Origin of the sequence: Streptomyces murinus (assembly GCF_002154555.1) — a bacterium.
GTDB lineage: Bacteria > Actinomycetota > Actinomycetes > Streptomycetales > Streptomycetaceae > Streptomyces > Streptomyces murinus.
In genome coordinates, this window is sequence record NZ_MUNF01000029.1 from 1 (window position 1) to 17,891 (window position 17,891).

The 17,891-nt window shown below is 71.4% G+C and carries 16 protein-coding genes; 9 read left to right on the plus strand and 7 right to left on the minus strand.

Annotated features, from left to right (window positions below; translation table 11 throughout):
- The 3 genes from CCN72_RS02315 to CCN72_RS02325 form a co-directional block, all read left to right on the plus strand.
- On the plus strand, positions 1-584 hold a 584-nt coding region (locus tag CCN72_RS02315; protein WP_244174108.1), incomplete at its 5' end, for a molybdopterin-binding protein.
- On the plus strand, positions 572-1,714 hold the full coding sequence (locus tag CCN72_RS02320) for a potassium channel family protein (RefSeq protein WP_086806107.1): 1,143 nt from the start codon (positions 572-574) through the stop codon (positions 1,712-1,714). The genes CCN72_RS02315 and CCN72_RS02320, both read left to right, overlap by 13 nt.
- A 57-nt stretch (positions 1,715-1,771) precedes the next feature.
- On the plus strand, positions 1,772-2,752 hold the full coding sequence (locus tag CCN72_RS02325) for an NAD(P)H-quinone oxidoreductase (RefSeq protein ID WP_086806108.1): 981 nt from the start codon (positions 1,772-1,774) through the stop codon (positions 2,750-2,752).
- Positions 2,753-2,773: 21 nt separating this feature from the next.
- On the opposite strand, the gene CCN72_RS02330 is transcribed toward CCN72_RS02325, so the two are convergent.
- Complete coding sequence (locus tag CCN72_RS02330) at positions 2,774-3,478, minus strand: hypothetical protein (RefSeq protein WP_086806109.1); 705 nt, start codon at positions 3,476-3,478, stop codon at positions 2,774-2,776.
- Between the two features lie 181 nt (positions 3,479-3,659).
- Between CCN72_RS02330 and CCN72_RS02335 the strand changes: the two genes are divergently transcribed.
- A complete protein-coding gene (locus tag CCN72_RS02335; RefSeq protein ID WP_085565677.1) occupies positions 3,660-4,202 on the plus strand; it encodes a bacterial proteasome activator family protein in 543 nt (180 codons plus the stop codon).
- Between the two features lie 125 nt (positions 4,203-4,327).
- Here the strand turns inward: CCN72_RS02335 and CCN72_RS02340 are convergent, their stop codons facing one another.
- Positions 4,328-5,965: a Stk1 family PASTA domain-containing Ser/Thr kinase gene (locus CCN72_RS02340; RefSeq protein ID WP_086806110.1), complete on the minus strand. Its 1,638-nt coding sequence runs from the start codon at positions 5,963-5,965 to the stop codon at positions 4,328-4,330.
- A 344-nt stretch (positions 5,966-6,309) separates the two neighbouring features.
- Here CCN72_RS02340 and CCN72_RS02345 point away from each other — a divergent pair, with 344 nt between their 5' ends.
- Positions 6,310-7,944, plus strand: coding sequence for a protein kinase domain-containing protein (locus CCN72_RS02345; RefSeq protein WP_086806111.1), 1,635 nt, complete (start codon positions 6,310-6,312; stop codon positions 7,942-7,944).
- 161 nt (positions 7,945-8,105) lie between these two features.
- Here the strand turns inward: CCN72_RS02345 and CCN72_RS02350 are convergent, their stop codons facing one another.
- On the minus strand, positions 8,106-9,125 hold the full coding sequence (locus tag CCN72_RS02350) for a phosphotransferase (RefSeq protein ID WP_208637893.1): 1,020 nt from the start codon (positions 9,123-9,125) through the stop codon (positions 8,106-8,108).
- A 521-nt stretch (positions 9,126-9,646) separates the two neighbouring features.
- Between CCN72_RS02350 and pdhA the strand changes: the two genes are divergently transcribed.
- From pdhA to CCN72_RS02365, 3 genes are read left to right on the plus strand one after another with little or no spacing between them, the layout of a single operon-like run.
- A complete protein-coding gene (gene pdhA, locus CCN72_RS02355; RefSeq protein ID WP_086806112.1) occupies positions 9,647-10,900 on the plus strand; it encodes a pyruvate dehydrogenase (acetyl-transferring) E1 component subunit alpha in 1,254 nt (417 codons plus the stop codon).
- Between the two features lies 1 nt (position 10,901).
- The gene (locus CCN72_RS02360; RefSeq protein WP_085565680.1) at positions 10,902-11,879 is read left to right on the plus strand and encodes an alpha-ketoacid dehydrogenase subunit beta; all 978 of its coding nucleotides are present in this window, start codon (positions 10,902-10,904) and stop codon (positions 11,877-11,879) included.
- Positions 11,880-11,890: 11 nt separating this feature from the next.
- Positions 11,891-13,315, plus strand: a complete 1,425-nt coding sequence (locus tag CCN72_RS02365) for a dihydrolipoamide acetyltransferase family protein (protein WP_086806113.1) — start codon at positions 11,891-11,893, stop codon at positions 13,313-13,315.
- Positions 13,316-13,394: 79 nt separating this feature from the next.
- Here the strand turns inward: CCN72_RS02365 and CCN72_RS02370 are convergent, their stop codons facing one another.
- Positions 13,395-14,249 carry a hypothetical protein gene (locus CCN72_RS02370; RefSeq protein ID WP_086806114.1) on the minus strand — a complete coding sequence of 285 codons (855 nt, stop codon included), beginning with the start codon at positions 14,247-14,249 and terminating at the stop codon, positions 13,395-13,397.
- Between the two features lie 372 nt (positions 14,250-14,621).
- On the opposite strand from CCN72_RS02370, the gene CCN72_RS02375 reads away from it, so the two are divergent.
- Positions 14,622-15,389, plus strand: coding sequence for a hypothetical protein (locus CCN72_RS02375; RefSeq protein ID WP_244174109.1), 768 nt, complete (start codon positions 14,622-14,624; stop codon positions 15,387-15,389).
- A 25-nt stretch (positions 15,390-15,414) separates the two neighbouring features.
- On the opposite strand, the gene CCN72_RS02380 is transcribed toward CCN72_RS02375, so the two are convergent.
- The 3 genes from CCN72_RS02380 to CCN72_RS02390 all read right to left on the minus strand — a co-directional run bounded on the left by CCN72_RS02380 (position 15,415) and on the right by CCN72_RS02390 (position 17,820).
- Positions 15,415-16,413, minus strand: coding sequence for a DUF1648 domain-containing protein (locus tag CCN72_RS02380; RefSeq protein ID WP_244174110.1), 999 nt, complete (start codon positions 16,411-16,413; stop codon positions 15,415-15,417).
- A complete protein-coding gene (locus tag CCN72_RS02385) occupies positions 16,410-16,760 on the minus strand; it encodes a GntR family transcriptional regulator (RefSeq protein WP_086806115.1) in 351 nt (116 codons plus the stop codon). Before CCN72_RS02385 ends, CCN72_RS02380 begins: the two co-directional genes overlap by 4 nt.
- Before the next feature lie 157 nt (positions 16,761-16,917).
- A complete protein-coding gene (locus CCN72_RS02390; RefSeq protein ID WP_086806116.1) occupies positions 16,918-17,820 on the minus strand; it encodes a D-alanyl-D-alanine carboxypeptidase family protein in 903 nt (300 codons plus the stop codon).
- Positions 17,821-17,891: the final 71 nt, after the last annotated feature.

Below are 17,891 nucleotides of genomic sequence, written 5' to 3' on the forward strand. Positions count from 1 at the left end.
ACGAGGAGTTCGGCGCCGAGGTCGTCGCGGTGCGCCGGATCCGTGACGACGCCAAGGCCCTGCACAAGGCGATCACCGCCTCGACGGCCGACCTGATCGTCACCACCGGGGGCACCGCCGCCGGACCCCACGACCACGTCCACCCCACCCTGGAACGCCTCGGCGCCGAACTCCTCGTCGACGGCGTGAAGGTGCGCCCCGGCCACCCCATGCTGCTGGCCCGCACCAGGGACGACCAGCACCTCGTCGGCCTGCCCGGAAACCCCCTCGCGGCCGTCTCCGGCCTCATCACGCTCGCCGAACCGCTGCTGCGCACCCTCGCCGCGCGCCCCGCCCCCGAGCCGTACACGCTGCCGCTGACGGAGCCGGTGCACGGGCACCCGTACGACACCCGGCTCGTCCCCGTGGTGCTGCGCGGCGACCGCGCCGTACCGCTGCACTACAACGGCCCGGCCATGCTGCGCGGCATCGCCGCCGCCGACGCGCTGGCCGTCGTACCTCCGGGCGGGGCCCGGCAGGGTGTGGAGACGGAGCTGCTGGACCTGCCCTGGACGACCGCGGGGATCGGGGTATGTTTCACGTGAAACGTGCGGACGGCGACACCCTCAACACCCCCGATGCCAACGGGATCCCGCAGGACGACACCCTCACGGCGGACGAACGCCTGGTCGACAACCGGGTGAAGCTGCCGATGAAGGTGGTGGAACGGCCGCTCCGCCAGGTCGCCAAACGGCTGCTCATGGCGCTGCTGGTGCTGGTCCTCACCGCGCTGGTCGTCTACGCCGACCGCGCGGGCTACCACGACAGCGCCGATGACTCCGTGGACCTGCTCGACTCGTTCTACTACGCCACCGTCACCCTCTCCACCACGGGATACGGCGACATCACCCCGGTCAGCGACAGCGCCCGGCTGACCAACATCTTCGTCATCACGCCCCTGCGTGTGCTGTTTCTGATCATCCTGGTCGGCACCACGCTGGAGGTCCTCACCGAGCGCACCCGGGAGGAATGGCGCCTGAAACGCTGGAGGTCCGCCTTGCGCGAGCACACCGTCGTCGTCGGCTTCGGCACGAAGGGGCGCTCGGCCGTACAGACCGTCTGCGCGACCGGGCTGAAGAAGGAGCAGGTGGTCGTGGTCGACCCCAGCGCCAAGGTGATCGACGCGGCGACCGCCGACGGCTACGCCGGGGTCATGGGCGACGCCACCCGCAGCGATGTGCTCAGGCGGGCCGAGGTGCACAGGGCCCGGCAGATCATCGTTGCCCCGCAGCGCGACGACACCGCCGTACTGGTCACCTTGACCGCCCGTCAGCTCAACCGCAGCGCGAAGATCGTGGCCGCGGTGCGCGAGGAGGAGAACGCCCCGCTGCTGCGGCAGTCGGGCGCCGACGCGGTCATCACCAGCGCCAGCGCGGCCGGCCGGCTGCTCGGCCTGTCCGTCCTCAGCCCCGCCGCCGGCATGGTCATAGAGGACCTCATCCAGCAGGGCAGCGGCCTGGACCTCGTGGAGCGGCCGGTGGTGCGCGCCGAGGCGGGCAAGGGGCCGCGCGAGATCGACGACCTGGTGGTGAGCGTCGTACGCGGGCATCGGGTGCTCGGTTACGACGACCGGTCCATCGGCACCCTCCAGTTGACGGACCGGCTCATCACCATCGTGCGCGCCAGCCCCGGCACCCAGATCACCCCGCATCCGCGCCCCTTGCCCAGGGACTGAGGCGGGGCGTCGAGCGCCGCGGCCGCCCGGCACATCGGGGGGAGTAGCGTCGCGGACATGCATGCGATCACGATTCCCGAACCTGGTGGTCCCGAGGCGCTGGTGTGGGACGAGGTCCCCGATCCGGTGGCCGGCGAGGGCGAGGTGCTGGTCGAGGTGGTGGCCAGCGCCGTCAACCGCGCCGATGTCCTGCAACGTCAGGGCTTCTACAACCCGCCGCCCGGCGCGTCCCCCTACCCCGGCCTGGAGTGCTCCGGCCGGATCGCCGCGATCGGCCCCGGAGTGTCCGGCTGGACCGTCGGCGACGAGGTGTGCGCGCTGCTCGCGGGCGGCGGCTACGCCCAGAAGGTCGTCGTACCGGCCGGGCAGCTGCTTCCCGTGCCGGCGGGCGTCGACCTGGTGCAGGCCGCCGCGCTGCCCGAGGTGGCCTGCACGGTCTGGTCCAACGTGTTCATGATCTCCCACCTGCGGCCGGGCGAGACCCTGCTGGTGCACGGCGGCTCCAGTGGCATCGGGACCATGGCGATCCAGCTGGCCAAGGCGGTCGGCGCCAAGGTCGCGGTGACCGCCGGGACCAAGGAGAAGCTGGAACGCTGCGCCGAGCTGGGCGCGGACATCCTGATCAACTACCGGGAGCAGGACTTCGTCGCCGAGGTCGAGGAGGCCACCGGCGGCGCGGGTGCCGACGTCATCCTCGACAACATGGGCGCCAAGTACCTCGACCGCAATGTGCGGACCCTGGCGGTCAACGGGCGCCTGGCGATCATCGGGCTCCAGGGCGGTGCCAAGGGTGAGCTGAACATCGGCGCGCTGCTGCACAAGCGGGCCGCCGTCACCGCGACCTCGCTGCGGGCGCGGCCGGTGGAGGAGAAGACGGCCATCGTCGCGGCGGTGCGCGAACATGTCTGGCCGCTGCTCGCCGCGGGGCGGGTGCGCCCGGTGGTGGACCGCGAGCTGCCGATGGCGCGGGCCGCCGAGGCGCACCGGGTGGTGGAGGAGAGCGGCCACATCGGCAAGGTGCTGCTGGTGGCGCCGTAGCGCGCCGTCCGGACCCGGGGCTCAGGTTCTGCGCAGCCGCAGTCCCAGGAAGGCCAGGCCGAGGCCCAGGCCGATGAGGACGAGCCCACTGCCCAGCGGCAGGATCCGCAGGGTCGGCTCGCTCGCGTTCTCGCTCTGCCGGGCGGCGTTCTGATCGGCCGACTGACCTGGTGTGGGATCGAGACCCGCCTCCTCGGTGGGCCGGGAGGCCGTCGGGGTCTCCGCGGTCTCCGGCTCCGCAGGCTGTGCGGCGGCGGAGTCGGGGACGGAGTCCTCGTCGCCCTCCACCTGGGCCCAGGGCCCGTCCTGCCGCCCCGGGTGCAGCTTCCCCTCACCGGCGCCGCTCCCCGCCCGGGACGGCTCGCCGGACGGCGCGTTGTCCGAGGCGGAGGCCGAGGCGGACGGCACGGCCGGGTGCTGGGGGCCGGCGCCGTCGTGTTCCGGGCGGTCCTGGTGATCGTGCCCGGAGTGACCGGAACCGGCGGTGTTCCCGGCCGCCGAGGATCCTCCCGCACCGCCCGGGCCGCCCGCGTGGCCGGAGGACGAGGCCGAGGACGAGGACGAGGACGAGGCCGAGGGTGTGCCGGCGGGGTGGCGCGCGGTGGGGGAGTGCGGAGGACCGGCCTCGGCGGCGTACGCGGCGGCGGTGCCGTAGGCGGGCAGGGCCGCCGTGAGGACGAGCAGCAGCCGCAGACAGGGGTGGGTGAGTCGCAGCCATGGAGTCACGTCGGTGACCTCCCGGAGCCCAGCTGGCGTGAGCGCGTGATCGATGATGAACCGACGGGAACAGCCTCACATCGCCGGACTCTTTGGGCATTCCGGATTGGGCCGACGGGTCTAAACGGCGGATCCGCTGCACCGGGGGGCGCCACGGTGGTGAGGTGGGCGGGTGCGAGAGAATGACGGCATGGAGATGCCGAGGAACGAACGGTCGCCGGAGAAGCCCCAGATCCTCGTCGTGGGCCAGGACGGGATGGCGCTCGGCGGCGGAGGCGGGGACGACGATTCCCGCGAGATTCCGGTCACCGAGCAGGTCGAGCAGCCCGCCAAGGTCATGCGGATCGGCAGCATGATCAAGCAGCTCCTCGAGGAGGTGCGTGCCGCTCCCCTCGACGAGGCCAGCCGGGTGCGGCTGCGGGAGATCCACGCCAGCTCGGTGAAGGAGCTGGAGGACGGTCTGGCGCCGGAGCTGGTCGAGGAACTGGAGCGCCTGTCGCTGCCGTTCACCGACGACGTCACCCCGAGCGACGCCGAGCTGCGCATCGCGCAGGCCCAGCTGGTGGGGTGGCTGGAGGGCCTCTTCCACGGGATCCAGACCACGCTGTTCGCCCAGCAGATGGCCGCGCGGGCGCAGCTGGAGCAGATGCGCCGGGCGCTCCCGCCGGGGGTGTCGGGTCCCGAGGGCGACGACCAGCACACGGGCGGGCACTCGGGCGGCCCGTACCTGTAGGTCCCCGAGCAGGTCCCACGAGCAGGTCCCACGAGGATTCACGTCCGGGGTACGAGGTTTCGCGCGCCGAACACGCGAAAGGGGCCCGGCGCATGAGCGCCGGGCCCCTCCTCGTACCCGCGTCCCTACTGCGGCGGATTACCCGTCGACACGCTCAGCTCGATGGTGCCCGGGTCCTTGGCGTTCACGTCCGTGCCCTCGGACGGGAACTGGTCCATGACGGTGCCGTCACCCCAGGTGTTGTCGTCCACCTTCTTGACGTGCAGCGTCCAGCCCGCGGCCTGGAAGCAGGCCTTCACGGAGTTGATGTCCTTGTAGCGGAAATCGGGCAGCTGGATCTTGTTGGGGTCGTCGTAGGACTCGTCCGGCTCCGTGCACTTGGTCTTGTCGATCACCCGGGTGGTGTCCGGGCCCCGGTAGCCCGCCTGGTGGGTGGGGGACGCCGAGGCGCTGGAGCCGCCGTGCCCGCCGGTGTCGCCACCGCCGCCGCCACCGCTGTTCATGGTCAGCGCGACGACCAGGCCGACGACCGCGACGAGCGACACCCCGACCGCGCCGATGATCACGGCCTTGCCGCTCTTGCCGCCGCCCGAGCCGGACCCCTGCGTGGTCGTCTGCGGGGTCCCCGCGTACGGCGGCGGGGTGCCGGGCCCGTAGCCCACCGGAGGCGTCTGGTAGCCCGCCTGCTGGGGATAGCCGTAGGACGGCGCGGGCGTGGCCGGCGCCGGGGTGTGGGGGCCGTACGGACCCGGCTGGTACGGCGTCTGCACCGGTCCGGGCGGCGTCTGGAGGCTCTGGTCGACCGGCGGGAACACCGCGGAGCCGACGCCCGAGCCGCTCTGCTGCGGACCGGCGTTCGGCACGATGCTCGGCGCGGCCGCCTGGAGGGAGGCGGCGACCCGCAGGCACTCCTCGCGCATGGCGTCGGCGGTCGGGAAGCGCTCGTTCGGGTTCTTCCGCAGCGCGCGGGCGACCAGCGCGTCCACCGCCGGGGGCAGCGAGCGGTTGATGGAGGACGGGGCGACCGGCTCCTCCTGCACATGCGCGTACGCGATCGCCAGCGGGGAGTCCGCGTCGAACGGCAGCCGCCCGGTCACCAGCTGGAAGAGCATGATGCCGACCGAGTACAGGTCGGAGCGGGCGTCCACGCCGCGGCCGAGGGCCTGCTCGGGCGAGAGGTACTGCGGGGTGCCGACGACCATGCCGGTCTGCGTCATCGAGGTCACGCCGGACTGCATGGCGCGCGCGATGCCGAAGTCCATGACCTTGACCACACCGCGCTTGGTCACCATCACGTTGCCGGGCTTGATGTCGCGGTGGACCAGCCCCATCTCATGGCTGATGTCCAGCGCCGCGAGCACATCCGCGGTGACCTTCAGCGCCTGGTCGGCGGGCATGGCGCCGTACCGCCGTATGTCCTCCTCCAGGACCGAGCCCAGTGGGCGGCCCTCGACGTACTCCATGACGATGTACGGAGTCGCCAGGCCGCCCAGGTCGTCCTCGCCCGTGTCGAAGACGGAGACGATGTTGGTGTGCGTGAGCTTCGCCACGGCCTGGGCCTCACGGCGGAAGCGCTCGCGGAAGGCCTGCTCCCGGCCCAGCTCGGTGTGCAGGGTCTTGATCGCGACCTGGCGGTCCAGTACGGCGTCGTAGGCGAGGTGCACCGAGGCCATGCCGCCCTCGCCGAGCAAGTCGCGCAGCTGGTATCGGCCACCGGCCAGACCCTGCCCCGAGTACCGGCCGTGTGTGCCGTCCTGGCTCATCTCTCCGCGTCCCCCATCGGCCGTCCGGCACCTTGGCTCGTCGCACAGGCCTTGATCGAATGTGTCATTCCCGGCCAAGTCTGCCCCAGGTCACTGACACGTCAAGCTCGGTGCCCGTTCCGTGACCGTACGGGCAAGAAGCGTCGCGCAAGCGTTACAGGGGGCGTGCGAGCAGCACACAGAATTTGCACGACGGCCCGTGCGGAGGGTTTCATGGCCGGTCCGTCGCAGAGTCGGTCCCGGTTCCGGTTCCGAACCGGCGGCCCCCACGGAGGCTGTAGCGTGGCCGACGGAGACCGTGACAACACCGCGCGCACCGCGGGCAGAAACGACGGCGAGGACTGATGGCACAGACGCACAGCGCCCAGGGCCCGTCCGACCCGGAGGCGTCTGGCGGCGGCGGCATGTCCGACGGGCCGGAGAACTGGGGCAACGCGGGGCTGGTCGGCGACGGCCGCTACCGGCTCACGCACCGCCTGGGCCGGGGCGGCATGGCCGAGGTCTTCGCGGCCGAGGACGTCCGTCTGGGCCGTACGGTCGCGGTCAAGCTGCTCCGCGCCGACCTGGCCGAGGACCCCGTCTCCAAGGCGCGGTTCACGCGTGAGGCACAGTCGGTCGCCGGGCTCAACCACCACGCGATCGTCGCCGTGTACGACTCCGGCGAGGACGTCGTCGGCGGCCAGTCGGTGCCGTACATCGTCATGGAGCTGGTCGAGGGCCGCACCATCCGCGATCTGCTGATCAACGCGGAGGCGCCCGGACCCGAGCAGGCGCTGATCATCGTCTCCGGTGTCCTGGAGGCGCTCGCCTACTCGCATCAGCACGGCATCGTGCACCGCGACATCAAGCCGGCGAACGTGATCATCACCGACAGCGGCGCCGTCAAGGTGATGGACTTCGGCATCGCCCGCGCCCTGCACGGCGCGCAGTCCACGATGACCCAGACCGGCATGGTCATGGGCACCCCCCAGTACCTCTCCCCCGAGCAGGCGCTCGGCAAGGCCGTCGACCACCGCTCCGACCTGTACGCGACCGGCTGCCTGCTGTACGAACTGCTCGCGCTGCGGCCCCCGTTCACCGGCGAGACGCCGCTGTCCGTGGTCTACCAGCACGTCCAGGACACGCCCGTCGCGCCGTCGCAGGTACTCCAGGCCTGCCCGCCGGAGCTGGACGGCCTGGTCATGCGCTCGCTCGCCAAGGAGCCGGACGACCGGTTCCAGACGGCGGAGGAGATGCGCGGCCTGGTCCAGTACGGCCTCCAGATGCTGTACGACCAGGGCGGCCACACCGGCACCTGGAACACCGGCCCGGTGGCGGCGCACGACGGCCGGCACACCCCGGCGGGCGGCTTCGCGGGGACGACCGCCATGTCGCACCCGATGGCCGGCGCCGGCACCACGCAGATCCCGCAGCCGCTGCTGCCACAGGGCTACGGCCACGGCGACGACGGCGGCTTCGAGGGGCACGGCAACAAGGGCAGCGGCCGCGGCAAGCTGTGGATCCTCGCCGTGCTCGCGGTCATCGCCATCGCGGCGGGCGTGGCGCTGGCACTGAAGGGCGCGGGCGGCGGAGGCGGTGCGGGGACGGACACCAAGCCGCCGGCCACGCACACCAAGAGCACCGACGACGACTCCGCCTCGTCCAGCCCGAGCGACGACAACACCGGGCAGCCCACGGACACCTCGACCGACGACGGGTCGGGCATCGGTTCCGGGTCGGGCTGGTCGCCGTCGTACACGCCGTCGGACACGCCGACCGATCCGGAGACCACCGGCCCCACCGACCAGCCGACGAAGACCCCGCCCACCTCGACGCAGCCCACGGATCCGACGGACGGCGGCAACGCGGACGGCGGCGCCGCGGACGGCGGCACCGACACCGGAGCCACGGGCGGCGGCACGGACGCGGGCACCACGGCCGGCAACGCCACCGACGGCAACGCGGCGGCCGGCGGGGCGGCGGGACTGCCCACCGGCTGAACATCGGCGGACCGCTCGTCGGTCGCACTACGGCGGGACTGGCCGCCAAGAGGACATCCGCGGGGCCCGGGAGACCGGGCCCCGGTCGTTTGCCGGGCGGTGGAAGCCCACTGCGCCGGTGAAAGACCACTCCTTGGCCGCCGGGACGGACGTAAACCCGCTCACCCGGTGAAGGCATCGCACACCGCGTCGTACTCGCGGGTCCACCACACCACGAGCGCCGAGGCGGCCGGGAACTGGCAGTCGGCGCGGGTGTCACCGCGCTCGTAGTGCCAGCGCAGCATCCAGAAGTCGTTCAGACGTTCCCACCACACCCGGCGTACGGCCGCCGCCAGCTCCGCGGGCGTGGCATCGGCCGCGCGCCGATACGCGCGGGCGTACGCCCGTACCTTCGGCAGGTCCAGGGCGCCCGCGGGGCGTACGAAGAAGATCGCGGCGGCGCGCACGGCCTCCTCGGCGCGGGGCTGCACGCCGAGCCGGTCCCAGTCCACGATGGCGGCCGGGGTGCCGTCCTTGTAGAGCAGGTTGAACGGGTGGAAGTCGCCGTGCACCCAGCCCACCGGGCCGCCGGGCGGCGGGCGCCGGTCCGCGTGCCGCTCCAGCAGGACCCGCCGCTCCCGCAGCCGGTGCCGGGCCAGTGCGTCGAAGGCGTCGGACGGGCGGTGCCGGCGCACCCGGGCGAGTAACTCGTCGATGAGCGTGAACGTGTCGGCCGGGTCGGCGCTCTCCACGGGGTGGGGGCTGGTGGCCGGACGGGTGCGCCCCTTGGGCGGCATCACACGCTCCAGGCAGGCGTGTACGGCGCCCAGCAGCGCTCCCAGGCGCGCGCTCTCCGAGCGGGTGAGCTGGCCGCCGTGGCGGTGTCCGCCGTCGATCCAGGGGTGCAGGGCGTAGGCATGGCCGCCGACTACGGCGACGGTACGGCCCTCCCGGTGCGCGAGCGGCACGGCGACCGGCACACCGAGGGCGGCCAGGCGCTGGGTGGCCCGGTGCCGGCGTTCGATGGCGGCCGGGTCGGCCGTGTCGGGGTCGAAGTGGTGCTTGAGGAAATACCGGCCACGCGTGGTGCACAGCCGGTAGCCGCGATTGAGCAGCCCCTGGTCGACCGGTTCGCAGGCCAGGGGCGTCCCGGCGGCGTCGTACAGGCGGAGCAAAGCGCCCAGAGGGGGCGCGTGGGGCATGGGGGGTGGTACACAAAGGCGCGGCACGCCGCAGATGCTAGGGCACGAAAAATACCCTGTGAGCTGGGGCTTTCACAGTCAGTCGTCGGCGGTCGCAATCGGTCACAGGGTGAACCGGGCCGAACGGTGGAGGTCCGCCGTGTTCGAGCAGGTCCAGAGGCTTTTCAAGGTTTCGGAGTATTCCTCCCGCAAAGCACGGGACCGTTCTCCCTCCGAGAACTCTTCCCGTCACCTGGGTGACCGGGATAACGTTCGCATGCTCCGGCCTTGCCACAAGGCTGTGACCAGCGCGCTTCCGCATCTCTTCGATTTACTTGGAAATCCAAGCAAAATCGCAGGTCAAGTGGGGTTTCACAGAAATGTGGAGCACTGGGTAACGTAATGGTCGCAGGGCGCTCGCCGGGGCACCTGTCACGCCTGTTCCCGGCCGAGTGGCACCCACCCCGTGCCCGGTGGTCGAAACAGGTGAGCCGCACTGGCCTACCGGCAACCCCGGGGGCCGGAACGACGGAGGAGCACACGTGACCGTGGACAGCAGTGCCGCGCGCAAGCGCAGCGCCGCAGGCAAGGCCGGCACCACCGGCAGCAAGGCCGACTCGGCCGGGATCAAGTCCGGAGCCACCGGCGCCAAGCGCACCACCAGCACGACCCGAGCCCCGCGCACCGCGCGCGCCGGCGCGAAGAAGAGCACCGAGCCCGAGCTCGTGCAGCTTCTGACGCCGGAGGGCAAGCGGGTCAAGAACGCCGTGTACGACTCCTACGTCGCCGGCATCACTCCCGAAGACCTGCGCGGCCTCTACCGCGACATGGTGCTCACCCGTCGCTTCGACGCCGAGGCCACCGCACTCCAGCGCCAGGGCGAGCTGGGCCTGTGGGCCTCCCTGCTGGGCCAGGAGGCCGCCCAGATCGGCTCCGGGCGGGCCACCCGGGAGGACGACTACGTCTTCCCGACCTACCGCGAGCACGGCGTCGCCTGGTGCCGCGGTGTGGACCCGGCCAACCTGCTCGGCATGTTCCGCGGCGTGAACAACGGCGGCTGGGACCCCAACAGCAACAACTTCCACCTGTACACGATCGTCATCGGCTCGCAGACGCTGCACGCCACCGGCTACGCGATGGGCGTGGCCAAGGACGGCGCGGACTCGGCCGTCATCGCCTACTTCGGCGACGGCGCCTCCAGCCAGGGCGACGTGGCCGAGTCGTTCACCTTCTCCGCGGTCTACAACGCGCCGGTGGTGTTCTTCTGCCAGAACAACCAGTGGGCGATCTCCGAGCCGACCGAGAAGCAGACCAGGGTGCCGCTCTACCAGCGCGCCCAGGGCTACGGCTTCCCGGGCGTGCGCGTGGACGGCAACGACGTGCTGGCCTGCCTCGCGGTCACCAAGTGGGCCCTGGAGCGCGCCCGCAACGGCGAGGGACCGACCCTGGTCGAGGCGTTCACCTACCGCATGGGCGCCCACACCACCTCCGACGACCCCAGCCGCTACCGTGGCGACGAGGAGCGGCAGGCCTGGGAGGCCAAGGACCCGATCCTGCGCCTGCGCCGCCATCTGGAGGCGTCGAACCACGCGGACGAGGGATTCTTCGAGGAACTCGAAGCGGAGTCCGAGGCGTTGGGCAAGCGAGTGCGCGAAGCGGTCCGCGCCATGCCCGACCCGGACCACTTCGCCATCTTCGAGAACGTGTACGCGGACGGGCACGCGCTCGTCGACGAGGAGCGGGCCCAGTTCGCCGCCTACCAGGCGTCGTTCGCGGACGCAGAAGGGGGTCACTGAGATGGCCGAGAAGATGGCGATGGCCAAGGCCATCAACGAGTCGCTGCGCCGCGCCCTGGAGGCCGACCCCAAGGTCCTGGTCATGGGCGAGGACGTCGGCAAGCTCGGTGGCGTCTTCCGGGTCACGGACGGCCTCCAGAAGGACTTCGGCGACAGCCGGGTCATCGACACCCCGCTCGCCGAGTCCGGCATCGTCGGCACCGCGATCGGCCTGGCCCTGCGCGGCTACCGGCCGGTGGTGGAGATCCAGTTCGACGGCTTCGTCTTCCCGGCGTACGACCAGATCGTCACCCAGCTCGCCAAGATGCACGCGCGCTCGCTCGGCAAGGTCAAGATGCCCGTTGTCGTACGCATCCCCTACGGCGGCGGCATCGGCGCGGTCGAGCACCACTCCGAGTCCCCCGAGGCCCTGTTCGCGCATGTCGCCGGCCTGAAGGTCGTCAGCCCGTCGAACGCGTCGGACGCCTACTGGATGATGCAGCAGGCCATCCAGAGCGACGACCCGGTGATCTACTTCGAGCCCAAGCGCCGCTACTGGGACAAGGCCGAGGTGGACGTCGAGGCGATCCCCGCCCCGCTGCACAAGGCCCAGGTGGTCCGCGAGGGCACCGACCTGACCCTCGCGGCCTACGGCCCGATGGTGAAGCTCTGCCAGGAGGTCGCCGCCGCGGCCGCCGAGGAGGGCAAGAGCCTGGAGGTCCTGGACCTGCGCTCGGTCTCCCCCCTCGACTTCGACGCCATCCAGGCCTCGGTCGAGAAGACCCGCCGTCTGGTCGTGGTCCATGAGGCGCCGGTGTTCTTCGGCTCCGGTGGCGAGATCGCCGCCCGGATCACCGAGCGCTGCTTCTACCACCTGGAGGCCCCGGTGCTCCGGGTCGGCGGCTATCACGCCCCGTACCCGCCGGCCCGCCTGGAGGAGGAGTACCTGCCCGACCTGGACCGCGTGCTCGACGCCGTCGACCGCTCGCTGGCGTACTGAGGGAGAAGGTCGTGACGACGATGACGGACGCGTCCGTACGCGAGTTCAAGATGCCCGACGTGGGCGAGGGTCTGACCGAGGCCGAGATCCTCAAGTGGTACGTCCAGCCGGGCGACACGGTCACCGACGGCCAGGTGGTGTGCGAGGTCGAGACCGCCAAGGCGGCCGTCGAACTGCCCATCCCCTACGACGGTGTGGTCAGCGAGCTGCGGTTCCCCGAGGGGACCACGGTCGACGTGGGTACGGCGATCATCGCGGTGCGGGTGGTGGGCGGGGCCCCGGTCCCGGCACAGGCCGAGGCGGCGGCGCCCGCGGCTCCGGCGGCACCGGAGGCTCCGGCCGCGGCGGCAACGGCTTCGGCATCGGCTCCGGTTTCGGCCGAGGAGGCCAAGCCCGCGGCTCGTCAGCCGGTCCTGGTGGGCTACGGCGTGTCGACCTCCGCGACCAAGCGCCGCCCGCGCAAGGGCCCCGAGGTCACCGTCCCGGCGCCCGCTCAGCCCGAGCTGAACGGCCATGCCCCGGCGGCGGACAGCCCCCGCCCGCTGGCCAAGCCCCCGGTGCGCAAGCTGGCCAAGGACCTGGGCGTCGATCTGACCGTGGTCACCCCGTCCGGCCCGGACGGGATCATCACGCGCGAAGACGTGCACGCGGCGGCCACGCCCGCGGCCGTGACCGCGCCCGCGCCGGTGGCGGCGGCTCCGGCCGCGCCCGCCCCCGCGGCCTCGTACGACGGTGTCCGCGAGACCCGTGTCCCCGTCAAGGGTGTGCGCAAGGCGACCGCGGCGGCGATGGTCGGCTCGGCGTTCACGGCCCCGCATGTCACGGAGTTCGTGACGGTGGACGTGACCCGCACCATGAAGCTGGTCGAGGAGCTGAAGCAGGACAAGGAGATGCAGGGCAGGCGGGTCAACCCGCTGCTGCTGATCGCCAAGGCCCTGCTGGTCGCGATCAAGCGCAACCCGGACATCAACGCGTCCTGGGACGAGGCCAACCAGGAGATCGTGGTCAAGCACTACGTCAACCTGGGTATCGCGGCGGCCACCCCGCGCGGTCTGATCGTGCCGAACATCAAGGACGCGCAGGACAAGACGCTGCCCCAGCTGGCCGACTCCCTCGGCGAGCTGGTGGCCACGGCGCGCGAGGGCAAGACCTCCCCGTCCGCCATGCAGGGCGGCACGGTGACGATCACCAATGTCGGCGTCTTCGGCGTCGACACCGGCACCCCGATCCTCAACCCGGGCGAGTCGGCGATCCTCGCCATCGGCGCGATCAAGCTCCAGCCGTGGGTCCACAAGGGCAAGGTCAAGCCGCGCCAGGTGACCACCCTCGCCCTGAGCTTCGACCACCGCCTGGTCGACGGCGAGCTGGGCTCCAAGGTCCTGGCCGATGTGGCCGCGATCCTGGAGCAGCCGAAGCGGCTGATCACCTGGGCGTGACCGGCCCTTCCGCATAAGACCGAAGGCCCTGTGGATCGCTCCACAGGGCCTTCGTCATGCCGCCGTCCGCGGCGAAGGGTCAGCGCACGTCGACGTAGTCGTAGGCGTCCGCGACGGAGGAGTTGGCGTTACCGGCGTAGTGGAAGCGCCAGGTGCCGTCCACCGAGGCGGTGACGGTCGTCTTCAGGTAGCCGGTGGACGAGCTCTTGATCGTCTTCACCGTGCTGTAGGTGCTGCTGTTCGCGGGCTTGAACTGAAGCTGCACGGACTGGCTGCCGTAGCCGTAGTACTTCATGTACGACCAGCTGGCGCGGTTCAGGGTGCCGGTGACCGTGATGGTCTTGCCCTTGGTGACGGGCTCCGGAGCGGCGTTGAAACCGCTGAAGCTGGCGGCACGCTTGACCCAGCGGTTCTTGTAGACGTCCGTCTCGACGTAGTCACCGTTGTTGGCGACCGCGAGGACGGAGACGTTCCACTTGCCGTTCAGGGCGCTGTCGTACAGGTCGGTGCCCGGCACGGCGGTGATCGTGATCTTGCAGGTGGCGCTCGTGGCGCTCCAGTTGTCGCAGGTGGAGTTGGTGTCGCCGGTGTCCGTGTAAAGCACGCCGTCCACGTCGCTGTCCAGGCTGGTGCCGTGCCACAGCATGGCGTCGGCGGTGTAGATCCCGGACGGGGCGGTGGCCGTGACGTAGATGTTGAACGTCTTCTTGCCGAGGCCGACGACGACGTCCTTGTTCGCGTTGTCGGTGACCTTGGTGATCTTGATGTCACCCTGCTTCTCGTCGGCCGGCGCGTTGCGCCCGACGGACGGCTTCGAGGTGAAGCCCTGCGGAATCTTCGGGCTGTCCGCCGCCTGCGCGGCAGGAGCGAGAAGCGCGGTGAGCGCCACGGCACCGGACATCGTCACGGCGGCCAGGCTGGCACGAATACGCATCTGTGTTCCCCACGTGGAGAGAGCCTCGCGCACGATGCATGGGGGGTATGCGGGCTCTGAACGATGTAGTGAGTCTGTTGACTCGCAAGAAAGACACGTGACACCCACGAACGGTTGTACGTCTCACCGACTTTTTCTGAACCGAATGTGGCCGGAGTCTGACACGGGCTCGGGATATGGCGGGAGTTCGTCGGCGGAGCGGATGGAAAGGGTGCGCTTGCCGCAATTCGACGCATGAATTGCGAGAGGAGAACGGGGCGATCCCTGAGCCTTTCTCAGGCCGGTCCCTGACGGCTCATCAGGGGCGGGTCAGGGTTCCGCCAGGGGTGTCACGGATGGCGAGGGTGTGGCGGTCGGCGGCACGCTGGTGGCATGACGAAATCCACTGCCGCCGGGGCCGGTTCGGGTCCTGTTCGCCGCTCCGCCCTTGTGCGGCGCCTGCCCGTCCGTCGCGCGGCCGCCGTCGCGGGTGCGGCCGTTCTCGCCGGTACGGCCGCGGTGTGCGCGTCCGGTGCCGCGGTCGCCGCGCCCCGGGCCGCCGCGTCCGCCGTGCCCACGACCGACTTCCGTGACTGCCCGCCCCTGCCCGCCGGAGCCGACCCGGCCCGCTGGAGATGCGAAGTGCACACCGCGGCACCGGTATTGACCATCGGAAAGGTGGCGGTGCGGCTCGCCCCGATCACCATGACGCACGCCGAGGGGCCCCTGCCGGACGGCGGCGACGGGCAGGTGTGGGGCGCGATGCACAGCACGCCGACGGCCGTGCCGGGCGTCCGGGGTCTCGCGATACAGCCCGAGTACGGAGGCCGGTCCGACTTCTACACCGGCACGTTCAGTCTCCGCTTCCGGCTCCTCGGCCACCTGCTGGCTCCCGGCTGCACCATCGGCGCCACCGCTCCCGTCGACTTCCAGCTGAAGCGTTCGGGCCCCTCCACCTGGGTCTCCCAGGACCCGCCGCTGATCGAGTTCTCGGCCTACGACGACACCTTCGCCGCCCCCGCCGCCGAGCGCTGCGGACCGCACGCCCCGCTCGTCAACCACCGCCTCGGCCTGCCGGCGGCCGAAGGAAACCTGATGACGTACGACGCGTCGTACACCTTCAAGACCTACGACCGACTTCCTCGAATACCGGCGCGTTAGCAGGGACAAGGCGCCGGGCCGCGGCTCACCGGCCGGGTTCGGGCGTACGCGCGCGGAGGGCGTTCAGCAGGGCCGCGCCGCGTTCCGCGTCGTCCACGCTCACGGCGAAGTCGGAACGGCGGCCCCGGGGGCGTACGACGAGACAGTCGCCGGCGCGCAGCATGACCGTGGTGCCGAGGCCGCTGAGTCGGTAGCCCCAGCCGCCGACCTGGGAGGGCAGGCGCCGCTCGGCGCGGGCGGATTCGAGGGCGTCCGGGGTCCAGCGGCGGACGGGCCAGCCGAGGGGACCGAAGGAGATCTCCAGGCCCGCCTCCGAGACCTTCGCCCGGACCGAGGAGGAGACGCCGCCCGCGAGGGCGAGGACGGCGCAGGCGGCGCACACCGGCCAGAGCGTCGCGGCGGGCGCCAAGCCCAGCACCAGCCCCAGCATCGCGCCGACGGCGGCCAGGCTGGCCACCGCCGACAGCGACTGGAGCCAGGGGTTGGCCGTGCGGGAGAACCAGACCAGGCGCTCGTCCCGCGTCAGGTCCAGCTCCGGGGTCCCGGCCAGGGGCGCGGTGGCGGTGGCCCGGACGGTCAGCCGCCAGGCGAGCACCCCGGCCGCGGCGGCGAGGGCCAGGGTGACGGCGATCCACCAGCCCGGCTGGCGGGCCTGGTGCCAGTCGGCGCGGTCGAGATTCGCCCGCACGATCGAGACCTGGGCGCCGACGAGGACGACACCGGTGGGGGCGAGGGCGATCGGCAGCCAGGAGCGGGGGCCGGCCCAGGAGCGGCGCCCTCGCACGCTCAGGGCGAGGGCGAGCACCAGCCAGACCGCGGCCGGCACCAGAGAGGCCGACCACAGCGGCATCGAGCCGTCGGGTGCCGGGCCGCCGCTCCAGTGGGTGGCCAGCCGGTCGGGGAGCCGGTCCCGCTGGAGCCAGGGAAGCCCGGCGACCAGCGCGGCGACGACCGCCGTGCCGCCCACCAGTGCCCAGCGCACGGCACGGCGCCGGCCGTGTCCCCCGTCGTGCCCGTCCGTCATGACGACTCCCGGATCATGTCGATGAGATCGGTCCGGCTGTATCCCAGCCGGGATGCCTCCGCCACCAGCTCCCGCACCTTGATCCGGAGCCCCGAGCGGGGGGCCGCGGCGCCCTCGGCGACGGTGATGCCCCGCCCCCGGCGGAACTCCAGCAGGCCCTCGTCGCGCAGTTCGCGCAAGCCCCGCAGGACGGTGTTCACGTTGAGGTCCAGGGCCGCGGAGAGATCGCGGGCGGAGGGCAGGCGCTCGCCCGCACGGCATTCGCCCTCGGCGACGGCCCGTCGGATCGCCGCCGCGACCTGCTCGTGCAGGGGGCGGGTGTCGGTGGTGTCCAGACGCAGCAACATGGTGCTAATGAAGCTAGCACCATTCGCTTCATCGCGGCGCCCCGACCGGCCCTCGGGCTCCGGTGGCCGCCCGGTCCCGGACAGCACGACGGGCCCGCCGCTGGGTGCGACGGGCCCGGGTTGCGCGGTGGACGAGCCGGTGAACCGGCGTCCGTGGTCAGCCGAGCTTGGCGAAGCCGTAGTTGAGCAGCTTCGTGGCGTCCGACTCGCGCTTGGTGATGGAGGTGGAGGACAGGACGGTGCCGATGACGGTCTTGCCGTGGCGGGTGGCGGCGAAGACCAGGCAGTAGCCGGCCTCGGGGCCGGAGCCGGTCTTCACACCGATGGTGCCGCTGTAGCTCTTGAGGAGACCGTTGGTGTTGACCCAGGCGCCCATCGTGCGGGTGCCGCCGGACTTGGTCTTCGTCTTGGCCGTGTACGACTTGGTCTTGACGATGGTGCGGAACGTGGAGTTCTTCATCGCACTGCTGGCGATCTTCGTCAGGTCGCGCGGCGTCGAGTAGTTCTTGCCGTTGCCGATGCCGTCGAAGGAATCGAAGTGCGTGTTCTTCAGGCCGAGGCTCTTGGCGGCGCTGTTCATCTTGCCGATGAAGTTCGACACGCGGGCGGCGCGGGAGGAGCCGGAGCCGTACTTGTCCGCGAGGGCGTAGGCGGCGTCGCAGCCGGAGGGCAGCATCAGCCCGTACAGCAGCTGGCGGACGGTCACCTTGTCGCCGACGATCAGGTGGGCCTGAGAGGCGTTGTTCTTGACGACGTAGTCGCTGTACGCCTTCTGGATCGTCACCGTGGCGTTGAGGTTCAGGTTCTTCTGCGCCAGTACGACCTTGGCCGTCATGATCTTGGTCGTGGACCCGGTGGACCGCTTGGTGTCCGCGGCCTTGGTGTAGAGGGTCGAACCGCTCCCGTTGTTCATCACATAGCCGCCCTTGGCCCCGATCGAGGGCGCGGTGACGGCCTGTGCGGGCGCCGCGGTCAGGGCGCCGGTGGCGATCAGCGCACCGGAGGTGATCGCGACGGCGGTGGCTCGGCGGAGGCGGATGCCCTTGATGCCGGTAATCAAAGTGAATACCCCGATTGTCTGGAATGCCCCTGGATGCGGCCGAGTTGAGGTGCGTCAGAGAAAAGGGCCGC